Source organism: Streptomyces yangpuensis, from assembly GCF_001005295.1.
In the GTDB taxonomy this organism is placed as follows: Bacteria; Actinomycetota; Actinomycetes; order Streptomycetales; family Streptomycetaceae; genus Streptomyces; species Streptomyces yangpuensis.
Genome location: NZ_LBMK01000008.1, coordinates 1 through 19786, shown reverse-complemented (window position 1 = coordinate 19786; position 19786 = coordinate 1). Strand labels below are relative to the sequence as shown.

Annotated in this window: 15 protein-coding genes and 1 pseudogene; 6 read left to right on the top strand and 10 right to left on the bottom strand. The window is 74.2% G+C overall.

Going from position 1 to position 19786, the window contains the following annotated elements; translation table 11 throughout:
• Positions 1 to 41: 41 nt before the first annotated feature.
• The 3 genes from AAT21_RS29270 to AAT21_RS39770 all read right to left on the bottom strand — a co-directional run bounded on the left by AAT21_RS29270 (position 42) and on the right by AAT21_RS39770 (position 6474).
• Entirely contained in the window at positions 42 to 1427 is a 1386-nt protein-coding gene (locus AAT21_RS29270; RefSeq protein WP_046779996.1) for a cytochrome P450, read from the bottom strand.
• Between the two features lie 325 nt (positions 1428 to 1752).
• The gene (locus AAT21_RS39415; RefSeq protein ID WP_063838160.1) at positions 1753 to 2691 is read right to left on the bottom strand and encodes a serine hydrolase domain-containing protein; all 939 of its coding nucleotides are present in this window, start codon (positions 2689 to 2691) and stop codon (positions 1753 to 1755) included.
• Positions 2692 to 2865: 174 nt separating this feature from the next.
• A complete protein-coding gene (locus AAT21_RS39770; RefSeq protein WP_046779995.1) occupies positions 2866 to 6474 on the bottom strand; it encodes a S8 family serine peptidase in 3609 nt (1202 codons plus the stop codon).
• Between the two features lie 186 nt (positions 6475 to 6660).
• Here AAT21_RS39770 and AAT21_RS29255 point away from each other — a divergent pair, with 186 nt between their 5' ends.
• The 4 genes and pseudogenes from AAT21_RS29255 to AAT21_RS29245 all read left to right on the top strand — a co-directional run bounded on the left by AAT21_RS29255 (position 6661) and on the right by AAT21_RS29245 (position 10284).
• Positions 6661 to 8169, top strand: coding sequence for an MFS transporter (locus AAT21_RS29255; protein ID WP_046779994.1), 1509 nt, complete (start codon positions 6661 to 6663; stop codon positions 8167 to 8169).
• Positions 8147 to 8224 (top strand): annotated as a pseudogene (locus AAT21_RS40100) (hypothetical protein); the annotation flags it as partial. The gene AAT21_RS29255 and the pseudogene AAT21_RS40100, both read left to right, overlap by 23 nt.
• A gap of 37 nt (positions 8225 to 8261) precedes the next feature.
• Positions 8262 to 8543: a DUF6629 family protein gene (locus AAT21_RS29250; protein WP_052758034.1), complete on the top strand. Its 282-nt coding sequence runs from the start codon at positions 8262 to 8264 to the stop codon at positions 8541 to 8543.
• Positions 8544 to 8634: 91 nt separating this feature from the next.
• A complete protein-coding gene (locus AAT21_RS29245; RefSeq protein ID WP_046779993.1) occupies positions 8635 to 10284 on the top strand; it encodes a GMC oxidoreductase in 1650 nt (549 codons plus the stop codon).
• Between the two features lie 85 nt (positions 10285 to 10369).
• Here the strand turns inward: AAT21_RS29245 and AAT21_RS29240 are convergent, their stop codons facing one another.
• The 6 genes from AAT21_RS29240 to AAT21_RS29220 form a co-directional block, all read right to left on the bottom strand.
• On the bottom strand, positions 10370 to 10849 hold the full coding sequence (locus AAT21_RS29240; RefSeq protein WP_046779992.1) for a carboxymuconolactone decarboxylase family protein: 480 nt from the start codon (positions 10847 to 10849) through the stop codon (positions 10370 to 10372).
• Entirely contained in the window at positions 10846 to 11928 is a 1083-nt protein-coding gene (locus tag AAT21_RS29235) for an NAD(P)H-dependent amine dehydrogenase family protein (protein ID WP_046779991.1), read from the bottom strand. Before AAT21_RS29235 ends, AAT21_RS29240 begins: the two co-directional genes overlap by 4 nt.
• A 70-nt stretch (positions 11929 to 11998) precedes the next feature.
• Positions 11999 to 12163: a DUF6126 family protein gene (locus tag AAT21_RS38265; RefSeq protein ID WP_167350634.1), complete on the bottom strand. Its 165-nt coding sequence runs from the start codon at positions 12161 to 12163 to the stop codon at positions 11999 to 12001.
• 17 nt (positions 12164 to 12180) lie between these two features.
• A complete protein-coding gene (locus AAT21_RS29230) occupies positions 12181 to 12813 on the bottom strand; it encodes a helix-turn-helix domain-containing protein (RefSeq protein ID WP_046779990.1) in 633 nt (210 codons plus the stop codon).
• A gap of 90 nt (positions 12814 to 12903) precedes the next feature.
• Positions 12904 to 13470 (bottom strand): HPP family protein, encoded by a 567-nt coding sequence (locus tag AAT21_RS29225; RefSeq protein WP_235439265.1) that lies wholly within the window; start codon positions 13468 to 13470, stop codon positions 12904 to 12906.
• A gap of 314 nt (positions 13471 to 13784) precedes the next feature.
• Positions 13785 to 15320, bottom strand: a complete 1536-nt coding sequence (locus AAT21_RS29220; protein ID WP_046779989.1) for an ATP-dependent DNA ligase — start codon at positions 15318 to 15320, stop codon at positions 13785 to 13787.
• 152 nt (positions 15321 to 15472) lie between these two features.
• Here AAT21_RS29220 and AAT21_RS29215 point away from each other — a divergent pair, with 152 nt between their 5' ends.
• Together AAT21_RS29215 and AAT21_RS29210 are read left to right on the top strand one after the other, a co-directional pair.
• The gene (locus AAT21_RS29215; RefSeq protein WP_046779988.1) at positions 15473 to 18313 is read left to right on the top strand and encodes an alpha/beta fold hydrolase; all 2841 of its coding nucleotides are present in this window, start codon (positions 15473 to 15475) and stop codon (positions 18311 to 18313) included.
• A complete protein-coding gene (locus tag AAT21_RS29210; protein WP_046779987.1) occupies positions 18310 to 19182 on the top strand; it encodes an ABC transporter permease in 873 nt (290 codons plus the stop codon). The genes AAT21_RS29215 and AAT21_RS29210 overlap by 4 nt, the downstream gene beginning before the upstream one ends.
• A 287-nt stretch (positions 19183 to 19469) precedes the next feature.
• Here the strand turns inward: AAT21_RS29210 and AAT21_RS29205 are convergent.
• The coding region (locus AAT21_RS29205) for an aldo/keto reductase (protein WP_046779986.1) at positions 19470 to 19786 on the bottom strand (317 nt) is incomplete at its 5' end.

The window sequence follows — 19786 nt, the reverse complement described above, 5'->3', positions numbered from 1 at the left end:
GGGGCGGGTACGACGGGTGGCGCCTGCGTGACGGCCGGCAGTCAGCGGCGGGTGAGGGTGAGCCGGACGCCGTGCGGGTCGAGCGTCACGGGCAGGGGCCCCACGGGGTCCAGGACCGGCCGGGTGCCGGTGATCCGATGGCCGAGCAGCACCTCGGCGCAGAAGGCAGCGGTGATCATCAGTCCGAGCTGGTCTCCGGGGCAGCGGCCGCCGCCGTGGCTGAAGGGCGCCATCCGGATGTCCTGGTCGGCACCCGGGTTCTTCCAGCGGCCCGGTACGAAGACATGGGCGGCCGGTACCCGCTCGGGGTCGCGCTGGTGGAACGCGGCGGGCAGGAGCACCGAGGTGCCGGCCGGGTGGCGCACCCCCTGCCATTCGGTCTCGGCGAGGGTGACCCGGATCAGTTCGGGCACCACCGGGTACAGGCGCAGGGACTCCCGGACGCAGGCCCGTAGCCTGGGCAGTTCGCCCCGGGCCGGACCGGCGGCGACCTCGGCGGCCGCTTCGGCCGCGGCGGCGTCCTGTTCGCAGGGGTGCGCGCCGAGCAGGAGCAGGGTGCGCAGCAGGGTCTCGGGCACGGCGTCCATGGCCAGCAGCCAGAGCCGGGCCTCGTCGCCGGGGTCGACGGCCCCGCCGGTACCGGCGCAGGCGGCGTCGGCCAGGCGGGCGGCGCGGCCGGCGAGGGTGTCCTCGCCCGCGCGGCGGACGTACTCCCGGATGCGGGCCCGGGCCTTGTCGTGGACCGAGCGCGCGGCGCGCCTCGGGCCGCCGCGCAGGCGCTTGTCCTCGGCGCGCAGCTGGGTGAGCCATCCGGCGAGTTCGTCGTCCTCGGCGGCCGGGTCGCCGAGCACGATCCGGCGGGCGGCCCGGCTCACGGCGTACCGGGCGCGGGCGAGTTCGAGGGTCCCGGCGGCGCTCAGGTACCGGGCCTCGTCGGACACGACCGTGAGCATCGGCCCGGCCGCGGGGTGCACGGGCTGTCCCGGGGCCAGCACGTCGGCGCTCATCCGCCGCCGCTCGGCGCGCTGTTCACCGCGGGCGCAGCCGGTGCTGTCCCCGTCGGGGTCGGGCTCGTACATGCTCAGGCCCCGGCACTTGCGCGGCGGGTCGGCCGCGAGGACGGTGACGGGTTCGGCGTAGAAGCGGCGCAGGTCCCGCGGGTCGAGGAGGACGAGCAGTGTCTTCCCTGACCGGGTGCGTACGAGTGCGGGCGCCTCCCCGTGGCGTGCGCGCAGGGCGCGCAGGGCGGCGGCGGAGGCGCGCACCTCGTCGGACCGCCGGCGGAGGGTGCGTGGCCGTCCGGTGCCGGAGAGCAGGGCGCCGAGGGCGGCGAACACGGTGGTCGCGGCCGTGGGGGACACGGCGGGCGCCATGAGGACGGCGGTCCGGGCGGGCACGGCCGGCCGGCGTCGGAGCGGGGTGGTCACGGATGTCCGCCGGGCGGGGGTGTCCGTGCGCGGCGGCGCGGCCGGGCCGGGGTCCGCGAGTGGCGCTCCGCCAGGGGGTGTCCGGACCGGTAGCTCCGTGGGACGTGGCCGGACGGCCGGTCCGCCATACGTCCGCGGTTCGCCCCGCGTGGACCGCACCGGCAGTCCGGTCCGTTCCGCGAGGGCCCGTACCCGGGCCCTGAGCCCGTCGAGGGCGGCCCCTTGGACCGTACGCATCCGTGTACCTCCGCGACGGGAACGACGACAACGGCCGGTGACATCGGCATCACCGTACGTCCCGCCCGCGGAGTGCGCGCTCCGAGCGCTACGCCCGGGGGATCCCGTCCGGCCGGCTGCTCCGCGCGGATGCGTCCGGGGTGAAGACGGCCTCGCGGAAGGTGGTGCGCAGCGGGCTGCGGACGGCGGGGAGGAGGACGGCCCAGCGGTGGTGGCGCGGGGAGATCCAGACGGCGGGGCCCGGGTCGGCCGGGGCGTGGTGCGTCCAGACGCCGTGGGGCGCGGGGTGCCAGAGGAGCCCGCGGGCGGGGGTGAGTTCGCCCGTGCGGATGCGGAGGGACTCGGCCGTCCAGGCGTGGGTGAGGCGTGCGGGGCGGAACGCGTCGCCGCGATCGGCGGGAGCATGCGGGTCGGCCGGACCACCGGGGCCACCGGGGCCACCGGGGCCACCGGGGCCACCGGGGCCACCGGGGCCACCGGGGCCACCGGGGCCACCGGGGCCACCGGGGCCACCGGGGCCACCGGGGCCACCAAAACTACTGGGGTCGCTCGGTGCGCTCGGGTGCAAGAGGTTCCGCAGAAAGAGGACGAGGTCGGCGAGCGGCGCGCGGAGGGTGCCGTCGGCGAGGCGGGTGCGGGTCATGCCCAGCGGGGCCCAGACGCGTACGGCCGCGAGGTCGGCGAGGGTGCTGCCGGAGAGGTGTTCGACGAGGCGGGTGAGGGCGGCGGTGCCACCGGGCTGCGTGAGGAGCTGGTGGGGCGTGGTCCCGGCGGGGGTGCCCGCCGCGGCCTCGTCCCCGTACGCGGCCAGGGGGGTGTGCAGGCTCAGCGCGCCCTCGTCGACGAGGGTCCCGACCGCCGGCCAGAGGGCGAGGACGGTGGTGAGGCCGCCGACGTCGAGGATGTCGTCGGCGCCGTCCGAACCGGCGTACGGGCCGTCCGGTCCGCCGACGGCCCACACCGCCCCGGGATCGGCGGACTCCACGAGGGCCCGGACGGCGTCTGCCTGGTCGCTCAGGAGCGTCATGGTGGTTCACGCTAACCACCGGCGCCGCGGGCCCGCGGCAGGTCGCGCGGATCCGCCGCTCCCGCCACCCGAATGGGCCGGAAGCCACCGGGCCCGGACCGGAGGGAACCGGCCCGGGGCCGGGAGGAGGGGGCGGGGCCGGTGGGCGCCCCGCCCCCTCACCGTGCCGGCCGGTCAGCCCTGGTCGGGCCGGTCGGTCACCCGGAGGGTGTTCAGCAGGGGCTTGCCGAATCCGGAGTGCGTCACGAAGCGGACGTTGAGCACCCCGTCCGTGACCGTGACCGTGTACGTGCGGGTCAGGGCCTTGTAGGTGCCTGCCTCCAGCGCGATGTCGAGGGAGGGCAGGACCTGTGTGCCCTCGGCCAGGACGTCGAAGACGCGCTTGTTCGGCTTGGTGGAGGAGAGCTCCGCGAAGCCGAGCTCCACCGTGTAGGTGCCGTTCGGCACGTTGTCGAAGCGGTACTCGTACATGCCCTCACGGGCGTTGCGGAAGAGCCGCTGTTCGTCCGTGCCGGCGATGGTGCGGCCGGTGGACTGCACGGTGCTGTTGCCCTGGTATCCGTACGAGCCCGCCGTGTACTTGCGGTCCGGGGACCAGGCGTCGCCGAGGGCGTCGGTGGTGCCGTAGCCGGACCCCGCGTCCAGGGCGACCTGGTAGCGGGGGACGACGACCTTGACCGGGACGGTGAGGACCGGGGTGCGGCCGCTCGCCGAGGCGATCTTCAGGTCGGCGGTGAGGACCGTGCCGGGAGCCAGCCCGGTCGTGTCGACGGAGAGGGTGAGCGGGACCTTCCCGCCGGTCGGCAGGTCACCGCTCGGCGGTGTGGCCGTCAGCCAGGCCGCGTCCTCGGACACCGTGAACGCCGTGCCGAGGCCCGGGTTGGTGAGATCCAGGGTCCGCGTGCGCTGCTGGCCGGCCGGGAGTACGACCTCCAGCGCCGGCCGGGAGGCCGTCACCCGGCCGGTGCGCAGGGACTGCGTCACCGTCGTGACGTCTGCGGCCCTGACGTCCACCGTCGCCGTGGCGGACTGGTACTGCGGCGCCGCGAGGGAGACGCTCCGCGAGCCGGAGGGGCTCTGGACGACGTACCCGCCGTCGGCGGCCGTGGTCGCCGACACGGCGGTGTCGCCGGTGCCGACGGTCACCGTGGCGCCCGCGATGCCGTTGCCGTCGTTGGCGTCGAGCACGCGGCCCGCCACCACGCCGCTCTTGGTGGTGCGGAAGGCGATGGACAGGCCGCCCGTGATGACCGGGGTGTTGAAGGAGTACTTGAAGGCGTCGGTTCCGGTGGCGTTCTCCACGCCGACGGTGGCCGTGGAGCCGCCCTTGATGCCGGTGCCGCCGGTGCCCTTGTAGGAGTAGGTGACGGTGCCGTCCTCGCCGATCGCCGCGGAGAAGGAGAACTTGTCGGCCTGCGCCGACCAGTGGGACACCTCGCGCCACTCGATCACGTAACTGCGGTGCGGGGCGGTGCCGGTGACCGCGGTGAAGACGCCCGAGCCGCTGCCCGCCGCGCCGACGACCAGGTCGTCCCAGAAGGGGTAGAGGGCCGCGTTGGGCGTGGCCGTGCTCGGCAGGTCGCCGTTGATGTCGCCGGTGTGGTTGCCGCCGAAGCTGACCGTGCCGTTGGTGCCGATCCAGGCCTGGGCGTACGTCTTGCCGTACAGCGGCAGCGGGAAGGGCAGGTCGACCCGTTCGGTGGTGTTGTCGCCGGTGAGGGCGAGCTGCCGGCTGCCCTCGGCGTACGGCCGGTCGCCGGCGGTGGCGCAGGCGTAGCCGTAGCCGTCGGTGCGCTCGGGCAGGTTCACCGCGACGGTGGTGTCGCCGCCGACGGTGACCTCGGCGGTGCCGGGGCTGAGGCAGCGGGAGGTGTGGGTGGCGTTCACCCGGTAGGTGCCGTGCGGCAGGGTGACCTCGAAGCGGCCCTGTGCGTCGGCGGTGGCGGTGACCGGGGTGTCCGCGATGGTGACGGCGGCCCCCGCGGCCGGGCCGGAGGCCGAGGCCACGGTGCCGGTGACCTTGCCGGAGGCGGCCTGGGTGAGGGTGAAGTCGCCGGTGGCGGTGGCGTTCTCGGTCACGGTGGCGGTCGTGGTCTGCTGCCCGTAGCCGAACTTGGCCGCGGTCACGGTGTACTCGCCCACCGAGAGCGCCGGGAAGGAGTAGCTGCCGTCGGCGGCGGTGGTGGCGGTACGGTCGATCGGGCCGTCCGCGGTGACCTTCACGCCCGCGAGGGGTTGGCCGTCGGAGCGTACGGTGCCGCCGAGGGCGCCGAGCGCGCCGCGCGGGGCGGCGCCCACGGCGGCGAGGACGTCGAGCCGGCCCTCGCCGAAGACGTTGTTGTCGGCGGCGTTGCCGCCGCACTGGCCGCTGTCGGTGTCCAGGGCGGTGCCGTCGAGGAGGGACTCGGTCTGTGCGATGTCGCCTTCGAGGGCCGGGGCGGCGGACCACAGCAGGGCCACGGCGGCCGCGGTGTGCGGCGAGGCCATGGAGGTGCCGGAGAAGGCCTCGTACGCGCCGCCGGGGACGGAGGAGCGGACGTTCACGCCGGGGGCGGAGATGTTCGGCTTGACGATGCCCCCGGGACCGGCGCCGCGCGAGGAGAAGGAGGCGATGGCGTTGTTGATGTCGAAGGCGCCGGAGCTGTAGGAGCTCGCGTAGTCACCGGGTGAGCCGCTGGTGTTGCAGCCGGGTCCGGCGTTGCCGTTGGAGAAGGCCGGGAAGATGCCGGCGGCCCGCCAGGTGTCGACGATCTGCTGGTACCAGCTGTCGCCGCCCGCTCCGCCCCAGGAGTTGTTGACGATGTGCGGGGCGAGGTCGGGTCGCGGGTTCTGACCGTTCAGGTCGGTCGGGGCGACGATCCACTGGCCGGAGGCGAGCAGCGAGGCCTCGGAGCAGGAGTTGGACTCGCAGCCCTTGGCGGCGATCCACTTGGCGCCGGGGGCGACGCCGATCTTGTTGGCGCCGCCGTCGTCGCCGACCATCGTGCCCATGGTGTGGGTGCCGTGGTCGTTGTTGTCGCAGGGAGCGGCGCCCGCGCAGACGCCCGCCGGGTCGAACCAGTTGTAGGCGTGGGAGTGAGTGCCGTCCGCGTTCCGGCCGCGGTACTGGCCCGCCACGGCCGGGTGCGTGAAGTCGACGCCGCTGTCGATGTTGGCGACGACGATGCCCTCGCCGCGGACCCCGGTCTGATCCCACACCTGCGGGGCCTTGACCCGGTCGATGTTCCATTCGACGGCGTCGGCGACGGCCTTCTCGCGCGTACCCTCGGCCGGTTTGGGGAGGTCGACCTTGTCGTCGGCGTCGATCCGGGCCACCTCGGGGCGCTGCGCGAGGGTCCCGGCGAGCTTCTCGCTGCCGACGACGCGGACGGCGTTGACGATCCAGTACGAGGTGTACTCGGCCCCGGCGCCTTCCAGGGCCTTGACGACGTCGGCCTGGCTGCGCGCGGCGTGGTCCTTCTTCGTCCTCAGCACGGTCTCGGCCTTGGCGGCGCGGGTCTGCTGCTTCCCCGCGGCGGTGAGGTCGGCGGCGCTGTCGAGGTAGACCCAGAAGACGGCTTTGGCGGAGCTGTCGAGCTGGGCGCGGAGCTTGGGTTCGATCTTGCGCTCGGCCGCGCTCGGCGCGCCGGTGCCGGGATCCGGTGCGGCCGCGGCGGCGCCCGCGCCGAGCGGGAGCAGCAGGACCGAGGTGAGGGCGGCGAGCGCCGTGCGTAAGGACCGTGCGGGCCGGCCTGGCCTTGTGGGCCGTAGGGCTCGTGAGGACCGCTTGTCGCGTCGGACCACGTGTTGTCTCCTCGTACGCCGTGTGCGGGATGTGCGGGAAGGGTGCGCGTGACGTGCGCGGGTCATGGTGAACGAGACGTCATGTCCATTACAAGAGGGCCTAATGAGCCGTCCCGAGCCGTCCTCGGCCCCGCGGACCGGGGCGCCCCGCTGGCCCTTCGGCGCGCGGCGGGCCAGCCTGAAGGCATGACCGTGCCCGCCGAGTCGCCCGACGTGCCGCCCGAGCCCGCCGTCCCGCTCGCCTCGGCGCGCGGCCGGTGGATCCTGCTGGCCACGGTGCTCGGGTCGACCATGGCCATGCTGGACTCGACGGTGGTGAACGTGGCGCTCCCCCGCATCGGGGAGGATCTCGACGCCGATCTTGCGGCGCTGCAGTGGACGGTGAACGCCTATCTGCTCACCCTGGCCGGCCTGATCCTCGTCGGCGGGGCGCTGGGCGACCGCTTCGGCCGCCGCCGGATCTTCGTACTGGGCACGGTGTGGTTCGCGGTGGGGTCCCTGCTGTGCGGGATCGCGCCGAACGCCGGGGTGCTGGTGGCCGCCCGGGCCCTGCAGGGCGTGGGCGGAGCGCTGCTGACACCCGGCTCGCTCGCCCTGATCCAGGGCTCGATCCGGGCCGGGGACCGGGGCCGCGCGGTGGGTCTGTGGTCGGGGCTGGGCGGCGTCGGCGCGGCGGTGGGACCGTTCCTCGGCGGCTGGCTGGTGGACGGGCCGGGCTGGCGGTGGGTATTCCTGCTGAACGTGCCGGTGGCCGCGCTGTGCGTACCGGTGGCGCTGCGGCATGTACCGGAGTCGCGGGACCCACAGGCGCACGGACGCTTCGACGTGGCCGGGGCGGTGCTCGGCGCGGGCGCCCTGGGCCTGGTCACCTACGCACTGATCGAGGCCTCGTCGGGCACCGCACCGGTGATCGCCGCGGCGGTGGGCGGTGTGCTGCTCGGCGCCGCCTTCGTGTGGGTGGAGCGGCACCGGGCCGATCCGATGGTGCCGCCGGACATCTTCACCTCCCGGCAGTTCACGGCCGTCAACCTCGTCACCCTGTGCGTGTACGCGGCGTTCAGCGGCTTCTTCTTCCTCGTCGTGCTCCAGCTCCAGGTGGTCGCCGGGTACTCGGCACTGGCGGCCGGGGCCGCCCTGCTGCCGACGACCCTGCTGATGCTGCTGCTGTCGGCCCGCTCGGGGGAGATCGGCGAGCGGACCGGGCCGCGCGTCCCGCTCACCGTGGGACCGCTGCTGTGCGCGGCGGGGACCCTGTTGACGCTGCGGATCGACCCGGGGGCCTCCTACGCGGGGGACGTGCTGCCGGCGATGGTGGTGATGGGGCTCGGGATGGTGACCCTGGTGGCTCCACTGACCGCGACCGTGCTGTCCTCGGTGGACCCGGGCCGGGCGGGCCTGGCCAGCGGCATCAACAACGCCGCGGCGCGCGCGGCCGGGCTGCTCGCGGTGGCGGCGCTGCCGCTGCTGGCCGGGATGGGGCCGGAGTCGTACCTCTCGGCCACGCAGTTCGACGCCGCTTTCGGACGGGCGATGCCATGGTGCGCGGGCGCCCTCGTAGCCGGCGCGGCCGTGGCGTGGGCGACCGTACGCTCGCCCGCGCCCGGGGCGTGCCACCCGCGGTGCCACACGCACTGCGCGCTGTCCTCCCCGCCGCTCGAACCCCGCGAGCGGGGTGACCGTACGGCGCCGGGCTGATCCCGTGTGCTGGAGCGCGACGGCCGATCTGGTGGCGGGCACGGCCGTCGCCGCCGTCGGACTCGTCTGCGTGGCCCGGGTGCGCCGGGCCGGTGACCGCCGAGATCCGGGGCCGCACCATCGGCTACGGCGTGAATGTTCCGTGGACGCCCCTGGTCCTGGCGGGCTACCTGTTCGCCACCCTGGGCGCGCTGCTGCTCGGCGGGGACCGGCGGCTGCGGACCCTCGGCGTGGTGCGCGCGGTGGGGGCACTGGCCTGCTCAGCGCTGTGGCGGCTGGAATTCGCCTCCACCTGGTGCGCCTTCGCGGCGGTCGCCTCACTGCTCGTCCTGGGCTGGGTCCGGGGCCGGGAACCGGCCGCCGGGGGCCACTGATCGACCGAAAGTTACCTAGACGTATGTAGTGACTTCACACGCGGGCAGCAGTAGAACTCGTTCCCATTCCATCGAGAGTGAGGAACATCACATGGGTGACAACACCCTGACCAAAAAAGGCTCCAATGGAATTTCACGTCGCGGCTTCCTGGGTGGAACAGGTTCCATTATCGGGGCTGTGGCACTATCCGGTCACATCACACCGGCCTCCGCCGCGGCGGCGGAGGCCGCGGCCGGGCCCATCACCGACGGCGCCCGGGTAGCGGCCCTGGTCATCGGCACCGGCTACGGCGGCTCGGTCGCGGCGCTGCGGCTGGCCCAGGCCGGAGTGGACGTACAGATGGTCGAAATGGGCATGAACTGGGACACCCCTGGCCCGGACGGCAAGATCTTCCCGAAGGTGACCAGCCCGGACTACCGCTCCTTCTGGCTCCGCACCCGGACCAAGGCCCCGCTCAGCAACTTCCTCGGCTTCCCCATCGACAAGGACGTCCCCAGGTACACGGGGATCCTGGACGCCGAGGACTTCGCCGGCATCACGGTCTACCAGGGCCGCGGCGTCGGCGGCGGCTCGCTCGTCAACGGCGGCATGGCGGTCACGCCCAGGCGGGCGAACTTCGCCGCCGTCCTCCCGTCGGTGAACGCCGACGAGATGTACGACACCTACTACCCGCGGGCCAACACCGGGCTCGGCGTGGGAACGGTCGACCCGGCCTGGTTCGACACCGCCGACTGCTACCAGTTCTCCCGCGTGGGCCGCAAGCACGCCCAGCGCTCCGGCTTCGCCTGGACCTTCGTGCCCGACGTGTACGACTGGGACTACATGAAGCGGGAGGCCGCCGGCACCGTCACCAGGTCCGCGCTGGCCGGGGAGATCCTCTACGGCAACAACCACGGCAAGAAGTCGCTGGTGCAGACGTACCTGGCGCAGGCCAGGGCCACGGGCAGGGTCACCGTCTCCCCCCTGCACAAGGTCACCACGGTCTCCCCCGCCGCGGGCGGCGGCTACACGGTCGCCATCGACCAGATCAGCACCACCGGGGACACCGTGGCCACCAAGACGGTCACCGCCGACCGGGTGTTCTTCGCGGCCGGCAGCGTCGGTACAGCCAAGCTCCTGGTCAAGCTGAAGGCGACCGGGGCGCTGGCGAACCTCAACGACGAGGTGGGCAAGGGCTGGGGAGAGAACGGCAACGTCATGTGCGGCCGCGCCAACCACATGTGGGACCCGACCGGCAAGCTCCAGTCGACGATCCCCTGTTCCGGCATCGACAACTGGGACGCCGGCGGTGCCTTCGCCGAGGTCGCCCCGCTCCCCACCGGGATCGAGACCTACGCCTCCTTCTACCTGTCGATCACGAAGAACCCCCACCGCGCCGAGTTCACCTGGAACGCGGCGGCGGGCAGGGCGGACCTGAGCTGGCAGACGGCCTGGAAGCAGCCGTCCGTCTCCATGGCCAGGACCATCTTCGACAAGATCAACTCCAGGGAGGGGACGATCTACCGCACCGATCTGTTCGGTGGTAACAGGATCTGGCACGACACCCTCACCTACCACCCACTCGGCGGCGCCGTTCTGGACAGGGCCACCGACAACTACGGCCGTCTGCACGGCTACACCGGTCTGTACGTGATCGACGGCGCGCTGATCCCCGGAAACGCCAGCGTGAACCCGTTCGTCACCATCACCGCGCTCGCCGAGCGCAACATCGAGAAGATCATCGCCACCGACCTCCCGTAGGGCCGTGCCCTCCCCCCAGCGGCCGGGGCCGTTCGGATGTGCCGAACGGCCCCTTTTCCATGCCCCGCCCGCGCCCGGGGCCCGCTCAGTGCCCGGGCAGCACGCAGACGCTGTCGAGGCCCAGCACGTGGTTGAGCCGCCCGAAGGCCAGCCAGGACCCGATGCTCATCGTGAGCTCCACGATCTCCAACTGGCTGTAGTGCGCGGTCATCCGGTCCCAGAACTCCTCGTCGAGCCCGTGGTGGTCGAGGGTGTACCGCTCCGCGTACTCCGCCGCCAGCCGGGTGCGCTCGTCGAACGCCTCGGTGGTGCGCCACTCGGTGACCGCGTCGGCGAACTCCTCCTCGACCTTCTCCCCGTCCCGTTCGGTCCGCCAGTCCAGGCAGAAGACGCACCCGTTGATCTGAGCGACGCGCAGCCGGGCCGCCTCGAACTCGCGCAGCCCCAGGGTGGTGTGGGCGTACACCGACAGGGAGAAGTTGGCGGCGGCCATGCCGATCCCGGGCACCATGTCGCCCCACACGTACTCGATCGGGTGCTGGCCTTCGGGGATGTCGATCCTCATGACGGTTTCCTTCCGAGTCTGCCGGTGGCGGGGCGCAGCGGGACGTCAAGGGCGTCGTAGAGTCCCGGCTCGGCCTCGGTGAGCCAGTCGATGGCGCCGACGAGACGGCCGACGGCGGTGGCGTTGCCCCCGGCCGAGCGGTTCTCGCCCTCGTCGGTGGCCTCGACGGTGACCTCGATGCGGGGGCGGCCCTCGATGACGACCCGGTGGGCGCCGTCGCCCCCGTCCGGCGGTACGGGCCAGTCCGGGGCGCAGGAGGCGTGGATGCGGGTGACGTGCTCGATGACGATGCGGGGCTCACCGGCCACGACGCCCTGGACCTCGAAGCGGATGGCGCCCTGGGTGCCCGCCTCGAAGATGCCCATGGTGCGGGTGGTCACGGTGGTGTCGAGGGCGCGGCGCTCCGACGTCTCGCGGATCTCGTCGAGTTCGACGCCGAGCGCCCGGGCCATCATCCGTATCTGGCCGCCCCAGACCATGGTGGGGATCGACGGCATGAGCATCATCGGCTCGAAGTCCATGGGGTGTCCCATGCCGACGAGGTCGCGGACGGAGTCCGGCTGGTCGTAGGTGGAGTAGTCGAAGATCTCCTGGCAGCGGATGGCGTCGATGGTGGTGCCGAGTCCGCTGAGCAGGAGCGGGAGTACGTCGTTGCCCCAGCCGGGGTCGACGCCGGAGGCGAAGAGCGAGCCGCCGCCCTCCGCGATGGCCGCCAGCACCGGGTCGCGGAACTCCGGCGGGGCGCTGCGGTGGTCGTAGAGCGGGTAGAGGGCCGGGCTGACGACGACCGCGCCCGCCCGGATCGCACGGGTGATGTCGGCGAGGGCCTCGTCGGGCCGGACGTCCCCGGACGCGGCGTACACCACGGCGCGGGGGCGGCCGGCCAGGACGGCTTCGGCGTCGTCGGTGGCCTCGACGCCCAACAGGTGGTCGAGGCCGCCGAGTTCGCCCGCGTCGCGGCCGACCTTGGCTGGATTGTGGACGATGACGGCGGAGAGTTTCAGCGCGGGATGGGCCGTGACGGCGCGGATGGCCAGCCGGCCGACATTGCCGGTACCCCAGACAACCGTGGGAATCATGCGCGGAGGGTAGCCACCGGCCCCGCACCTTTCCATAGCCGTGAGGCCCGAACTCGTGCGCTCGGGGCGGTTACTGGTTCTGGCCACCCAGGACGAAGAGGAGGTAGACGAAGAAGGCGAAGAGGTGGCCGACGAAGAGGTAGGCGATCAGCCGGATGATCAGGCCGCGCGGGAACGTGGCCTCGAAGCGCGCGCGGACGCCGACGGGCTTGTCCGCAGGGGGCACGGGGGTCATGAGTGGCTCCTCGCCTGTCAGTGGTGCGTGGTGGTCGGGGCCCCGCCGAGGCACAGCCCGGCAAGGCTGCTCTGGAGCAGGGTGTGGACGAACAGCAGGTCGGCCCCGCCGGAGGAGGCGGCGCCGATCCGGTGCGGGGTGAGGGAGTCGAAGTGGGCGCTGTCCCCCGGCTCCAGCAGGTACTCGGCCTCGCCCAGGTGCAGGCGCAGCCGCCCCTGGAGGACGTGCAGCCATTCCTCGCCGGGGTGGACGCGGACCAGCTCGTCCGGGCCGCGGCCGTACGGGACGTGCACGCGCAGCGCCTGCATCCCGCGGCCGGCGCCGCCCGCCTGCCAGTACGTCCAGCCGTCGGCCTCGCGGGCGCCGGGACCGCCGGCTCGTACGATGGGATCGGCGGCGGGGGAGGTCTCGCCGAGCAGTTCGGAGACCGTCGTACCGTAGGTGCGGGCGAGCCCCAGCAGGAGCGGCAGCGAGGGCTGGCGCCTCCCGGTCTCCAGCCGGGACAGGTGGGCGGGCGAAAGCCGGGCCCGGACGGCGGCGGCCTCCAGGGTGAGACCGGCGCGGCGGCGCAGCTCGCGCAGCTGCGGTGCCACGGCGGGCAGCTCGTCGGCCGTGTCGTCGGAGCGGTCGGGGGCGGGACCGGGGTTCATGCCCCGATTGAGCCAGAGTCTTGCCTTCCTGGCAAACCTCCTTGCCTCTGAGGCAAACTGTCCTGCACGCGTCCATCGCGGCGGCCGCGGCTACCACCAGCGGACGGGGTACCGGGGCGCCGACCGGTGCAGGCGGGAGGCGGCGAGACCGCCGAGGACGAGGACCACCGTGGCACAGAACAGCAGCGGGACGAACCGCTCGGGGGCCGGGGCCTGGAACACGACGACGACGGCGGTGGCGCAGGCGGGCGAGTGCTGGGTCCGGGTGAGGCTCGTGGCGGCGAAGGTCAGCCCTGCGGCCAGGGCCGCGCTCCAGGGGCTGCCCGGCAGGGCAGCGAGGACCGCGTAACCGGCCGCGGCGCCGAGGAGGTGGGCGACGACCACGGTCCGGGGCTGGGCCGTGGGCAGGGCCGGGGTGTAGTGGAGCACGGCGGCGCTGGCGGCCAGGGAGGGTATGAGGACCGGTTCGCCGAGGACCACGCCGATGGCGGCGATGGCGAGGAGGGCGGCGGCGACGGCGCCGGAGCCGTGAAGGACCGCGGCGGCCGCGGCCCGGGCCCGGTGCAGGCGCCCTGTCTCCCTCGGTACGGGTACGGCGCCGCGGGGCGCGTCGGTGCCGGGGATGGCCCGGGGGGACAGCACGGAGTCAACGTCCACGATGGCGGCTCCTGGCACAACGGGTCACGGACACGGGCACGGTCGAGCGGGTGACGGGAGCGGGGGCGGGCCCGTCGTGGTGCGTGCGTGCGTGCCGTCCGTCAGGGCCCGGCACGTGGACAGCCACCTTGGCCCGCGCGTCTATCGCCGTCCTACGACGGTTCGATGCCGCGGTCGGCCGGCATCCGGGCCTTCACCGCGGTTGTCCGCCTGCGCCTTCCGGATGTCCGCCTCCGGAGCCCCGGGCCGGCGGTGGAGCGGCGCTCCGGCCACCCGCCGGGGGTGCAAGGCTTCGGACATGCCGGGCGGCGCCCTCAGGGGGTGTTCCCCCGGCCCAGGACCGTCTCGACGGTGTCGGCCTGCTCCGCCGTCTTGTCCGGGCGGTGCCGCAGCACGCGGGCGAAACGCAGGGCCACTCCGGCCGGGTAGCGCGGCGAGCGCTGCAGGCCGTCGTAGGCGATCTCCACCACCAGTTCGGGCCGGACCCGTACGGTGAACCCGTCGTCCGAGGTGGCGAGCGCGCGCAGCGCCTCCGTCTGCCAGCGCAGCATCTCGTCGTCAAGGCCCTTGAAGGTCTTGCCGAGCATGGCGAAGGTGCCGTCGGCGGCCCTCGCCCCCAGGTGCAGGTTGGAGAGGAGTCCGGTGCGCCGGCCGTGGCCCCACTCGGCGGCGAGCACGACCAGGTCCAGGGTGTGCACCGGTTTCACCTTCAGCCAGTGCCTGCCGCGCCGGCCGGCCGCGTACGCCGAGTCCAGGGCCTTGACCACCACGCCCTCGTGGCCGCGGCGCAGGGTCTCGGCCCAGAACGCCACGGCGTCGGCCTCCTGGGCCGCCGGGTCCCGCACCTCCAGGCGGCGGACCCGGGCGGCCTCGGGCACGAGGGCGGCGAGGGCCTCGTACCGCTCGCGGACCGGCAGGTCGAGCAGGACGTCGCCGCCGGCGGCCAGGACGTCGAAGAAGCAGGGGACGACCGGCAGCCTCCGCCGGGCGGCGGCCACGTCCACCCGGGAGCCGACCCGGCTCGCGATCTCCTGGAAGGGGACGGGGCGGCCGTCCGCCGCCTGCCCGATGACCTCTCCGTCGAGGATGAACCGCTCCCCCGGCAGCGAGCGGGCCAGTTCCACCACTTCCGGCAGCCGCCCGGTGATCTCGTCGAGGGAGCGCGTGTACACCCGTACGTCGTCCCCCTCCCGGTGGACCTGCACCCGGATCCCGTCGAGCTTCTCCTCCACCGCGCACGGACCGAGCGCGGCGAGCGCCTCGGTGACCGATCCGGCGGTGCCCGCCAGCATCGGCTGGACGGGACGGCCCACCCGCAGGGTCACGGCGCGCAGCGCATCGGGGCCCTCGGCGAGCACGGCCCCGGCGACCCGGGCCAGGGAGCCGTCCAGCATCACCGCCCGGCGCAGTTCCGCGGCGGGTACTCCGGCGGCCGCGGCCACACCGTCCAGGGCCACGGCGTCGAGGGCGCCCTGGCGTACCTCGCCGGAGAGCAGGCTGCGCAGGAAGGCCTGCTCGGCCTCGGTGGCCGCGCCCAGGAGGCCGGCGACGAGGGCACTGCGGCGGGCGGCGGAGCCGGCGCCGGCCTCCGCGGCGAGGGCGCTCACCGCCGCGTCGACGTCGCGGACGGTGAGGGTGGGCTGCGGTGCCGGTGCGCTCTCCTGGGCCAGGGTGCGCCAGCCGATGCCGGGCCGGCCCTGCGGGAGCCGTCCGGAGAGGTAGGAGATGACCAGCCCGGCCTCCTCGGGCGGCGCGGCGGCGAAGAGCTCCGCGAGCAGCGCGGTCTTGCGGGAGCGGGCGGAAGTGGCGGCGACTTCCCTGGACACGCGAGCGACCTCGGCCAGCAGCATGCGGCCATCCTCCCGCCCGGCGGTGGGGTGTGCAGGTCGGACGGATGTACCGCAGGTGCGGTACGCGCCGGAGCCGGAGTACTCCCTGAGAAGGTCCGGGGTTCCGCCTGTGGGTGCTCCGACGCCGGCCACCGGCCGTTTAGGGTGCCCGTATGAAGCTCCGAATGCCCCGGCGGCGCCGAGACCGACTGCTCGCGGGCGCCGCCGCGCTGGCCGTCGTGGCGGGCGGCGGTACGTGGACGGCCGCGTCCGCGTCCGGCGACACGCCCGCCGTGCACCGCCAGGACCAGGTCCTGAACATGCCCGGTGCCGACATCGACACCTCCTACTTCGTCGCGGGCGGCGGGCGGGACGGTGGGGCAAGACGTCCCGCCGTGCTCCTCGGCCACGGCTTCGGCGGGAGCAAGGACGATGTCCGCGAACAGGCCGAACGGCTGGCCCGCGACGGCTACGCCGTCATGACCTGGTCGGCGCGCGGCTTCGGCCGCTCCGGCGGCCGGATCGGGATGAACGACCCCGAGCACGAGGTCAAGGACGTCTCGCGGCTCGTCGACTGGCTCGCGGCGCGGCCCGAGGTGCGGCTCGACGCGGCCGGCGACCCGCGCGTCGGGGTGTCCGGGGCCTCCTACGGCGGGGCCGTCTCGCTGCTGGCCGCCGGTCACGACCGGCGCGTGGACGCGATCGCCCCGGAGATCACCTACTGGAACCTCGCGGACTCCCTCTTCCCGGGCGGCGTCTTCAAGAAGCTGTGGTCCGGGATCTTCTTCACCACCGGCTCGGCCGGCGGGATGCAGCAGGCCGGGACGGCGCAGCAGGACAGCGGGAACGGACGGCCGCAGGACGGCGGCGGCGGACGGCCGGATGCCGCGACCGGAGCCGCCGGCGCGAACGCCGATGCGACCGCCGCCGCGAACGGTGGCGCGACCGGTGCCGGTCCCCAGGACGGTGTCCCGGCCGGACCCGGCTGCGGGAGGTTCACCCCGGAGCTGTGCGCGATGTACGAACGCGTCGCCGTCGCCGGGAAGCCCGACGCCGAGGCCCGCGACCTGCTGGAACGGCGCAGCCCGTCGGCGGTCGCCGACCGGATCAAGGTGCCGGCCCTCATCGTGCAGGGCCAGGACGACTCCCTCTTCCCCCTGGACCAGGCCGACGCCATGGCCGCCGCCATCGCGGCGAACGGCGCACCCGTGGCGGTGGACTGGGCGGCCGGCGGGCACGACGGCGGCATGCGCGAGGCGGACCGGGTGGAGGCCCGGGTGGCCGCCTGGTTCGACCGCCACCTCAAGGGTGACGAGGGCGTGGACACGGGACCTGCGTTCCGGGTCTCGCGTTCCGGCGGCATCGACTCCACCGACGGCGAGGTGATACTGCGCGGCGCGAGCGGCGACCGCTACCCGGGGCTGGCTTCAGGCCCGCGGGAGTTCCCCCTGACCGGGCGGGAGCAGACCTTCACCAACCCGGCGGGCGGCACGCCGCCCGCGCTGTCCTCCCTGCCCGGCATCGGCGGGCAGCTGGCCTCCTTCGGGGCCGGGCTCTCGCTGGACTTCCCCGGGCAGAACGCCCGCTTCGAGTCGGCGCCGCTGGAGGAGGACCTGCAGATCACCGGGACCCCGACCGTCACCCTGAAGCTGAGGTCGACGGCCGCGGACGGGTCGGCCGTGCTGTTCGGCAAGGTCTACGACGTGGGGCCCGACGGGCGGCAGCAGGTGCTGCCCTCCCAGCTGGTCGCCCCGCTGCGGGTCGAGAACGCGCAGCAGGGTGCGACCGTGCGGCTGAGGCTGCCCGCGATCGACCACTCCTTCGCGGCCGGACACCGCCTGCGGCTGGTGGTCGCGGCCACGGACCTCGGCTATGCGAGCCCGGCCGCGTCGGCCGTCTACACGGTCTCGGTGGACGGCCCCCTGGCCGTGCCCGTCGCCCCGCAGGTGCGGACCGCCACGGCGGGACTGCCCGCGTGGACCTGGGGACTGCCGCTGGGTGCGCTGCTCCTGGCCGCGGCGCTGCTCGGGCTCCGCCGGACGGGGACGGGCTCCGCCGGGGCGCGGGCCGGCGTACCGCAGCCGGACCCGGCACTGGCCGACGTACCGCTCCAGATCACGGGACTGACGAAGCGGTACGCGAAGTCGCAGGACCGGTACGCGGTGCGGGACCTGTCGTTCCGGGTCGAGAAGGGGCAGGTGCTGGGGCTGCTCGGGCCGAACGGCGCCGGGAAGACCACCACCCTGCGCATGCTGATGGGGCTGATCTCACCGGACGCCGGTGAGATCCGGGTGTTCGGGCACGCGGTGCGGGCCGGAGCGCCGGTCCTGTCGCGGGTCGGGGCCTTCGTGGAGGGCGCGGGCTTCCTGCCGCACCTGACGGGCCGCGCCAACCTGGAGCTGTACTGGCAGGCCACCGGCCGTCCGGCCGAGGACTCGCACATGGCGGAGGCCCTGGAGATCGCGGGGCTCGGCGACGCGCTGGAGCGCGCGGTGCGGACGTACTCGCAGGGCATGCGGCAGCGGCTCGCGATCGCGCAGGCCATGCTCGGGATGCCGGACCTGCTGATCCTCGACGAACCGACGAACGGTCTGGACCCGCCGCAGATCCGCGAGATGCGCGATGTGATGATCCGCTACGCGGCCGGCGGGCGGACCGTCATCGTCTCCAGCCACCTGCTGTCGGAGGTCGAGCAGTCCTGCACGCACCTGGTGGTCATGGACCGCGGGCAGCGCGTGGCGGCGGGCGAGGTGGCCGAGATCACCGGGGGCGGCGACACGCTGCTGGTGACCCTGGCCGAGCCGGTGGACGAGGTGACCGTCGAGAAGGTGACGGCACTGGAGGGCGTGGGTTCGGTGGTGGCAACGGACGACGGTCTGCTCGTACGGCTCGAAGGCGCGACGGCCGCCGGGCTGATCGCCGAACTCGTACGGCTGGAGGTGCCGGTGACCGGAGTGGGGCCGCACCGCAGACTCGAGGACGCGTTCCTCACCCTGATCGGAGGTGCGGCGTGAGTACGGCGACGACGGCGCGGGAGGTGGCTCCGGGCTACCGGGCGAGCCGTACGCTGCCGCTGCGCGTGGAGGCGCTGCGGCAGTGGCGCCGGCGGCGGACGCTGGTGATGGGCGGGGTGCTGGCCGCGCTGCCCTTCATCATGATCATCGCGTTCGCGGTGGGCGGCGGCCCGGAGGGCCGGCGCGGCGGCGGCAACCGGATCACCCTGATCGACACGGCCACGGCCTCGGGGGCGAACTTCGCCGCGACCTGTCTGTTCGTGTCGGCCGGTTTCCTGCTGGTGGTGCCGGTGGCGCTGTTCTGCGGGGACACCGTGGCCTCGGAGGCGAGCTGGTCCTCGCTGCGCTATCTGCTGGCGTCGCCGGTGCCGCGGGCTCGGCTGCTGTGGAGCAAGCTGGTGGTGGCGCTGGGCTTCAGCCTGGCGGCCATCGTGCTGCTGCCGGTGGTGGCGCTGGCGGCGGGCACGGTCGCGTACGGGTGGGGGCCGCTCAAGCTCCCGGCGGGCGGCGCACTGCCTGCCGCGGACACGGTGCCGCGGCTCGCGCTGGCGGTCGCCTTCGTCTTCGTGTCGCAGCTGGTGACGGCGGGGCTGGCGTTCTGGCTGTCCACGCGGACGGACGCACCGCTGGGCGCGGTGGGCGGCGCGGTCGGTCTGACGATCGTCGGGAACGTGCTGGACGCGGTGACGGCGCTCGGATCGTGGCGCGAGTTCCTGCCGGCGCACTGGCAGTTCGCGTGGGCGGACGCGCTGCAGCCGCAGCTGGAGTGGGGCGGGATGGCCAAGGGGGCGGTGGTGTCGGTGTCGTACGCGCTGGTGCTGTTCGCCCTCGCCTTCCGGGGGTTCTCCCGCAAGGACATCGTGTCCTGACCCGGCGGCGGCCGCCGCCTCGCCCGCGCGACGAGCGCTCCCCATGCCCTGCGGGGCGCGGGGAGCGCTCGTCGGCGTGTACCGCCCCCGGGTTCTGTCGTCGAAGGAGCGCCGGTCAGGCCCCGCGGTGTCCGGTGTCATGGGGCCTCCCCGGGCCCGCAGGGCCGAGGGGAAGCATCGCGAGGCGGAGGGGCGCGACGCGTACCGGACGTACTCGTCGCGCCCCGCCAACGCGGCGAGGTGCGGCACCGGGCGCAGCGGGCCAGGCGGGACTTCGGCGACACGGCCTACGAGGGGAGGCCGGGGGCGATCGCGTCGATCTCGGCGAGCAGGTCGGCGTCCAGCGGGCGTTCCCCGGCGGCCGCGTTCGCGCGGATCTGCTCGGGGGAGGTGGCGCCGGCGATGACGGAGGCGCAGCCGGGGCGGGCGGAGAGCCAGCCGATGGCCAGTTCGAGGACGGTGCGGCCGTGCTTCTCGGCGATCGCGGCCAGTGCCTCGACCACGTCGAGGCGCTCCTCGGGCATCTTGAGCGCGTCCGGTGAGCACGCGAAGCGGACGTTCTTCAGCCGTCCGGCCACCGTCCAGATCGACACCGTTCCGGCGT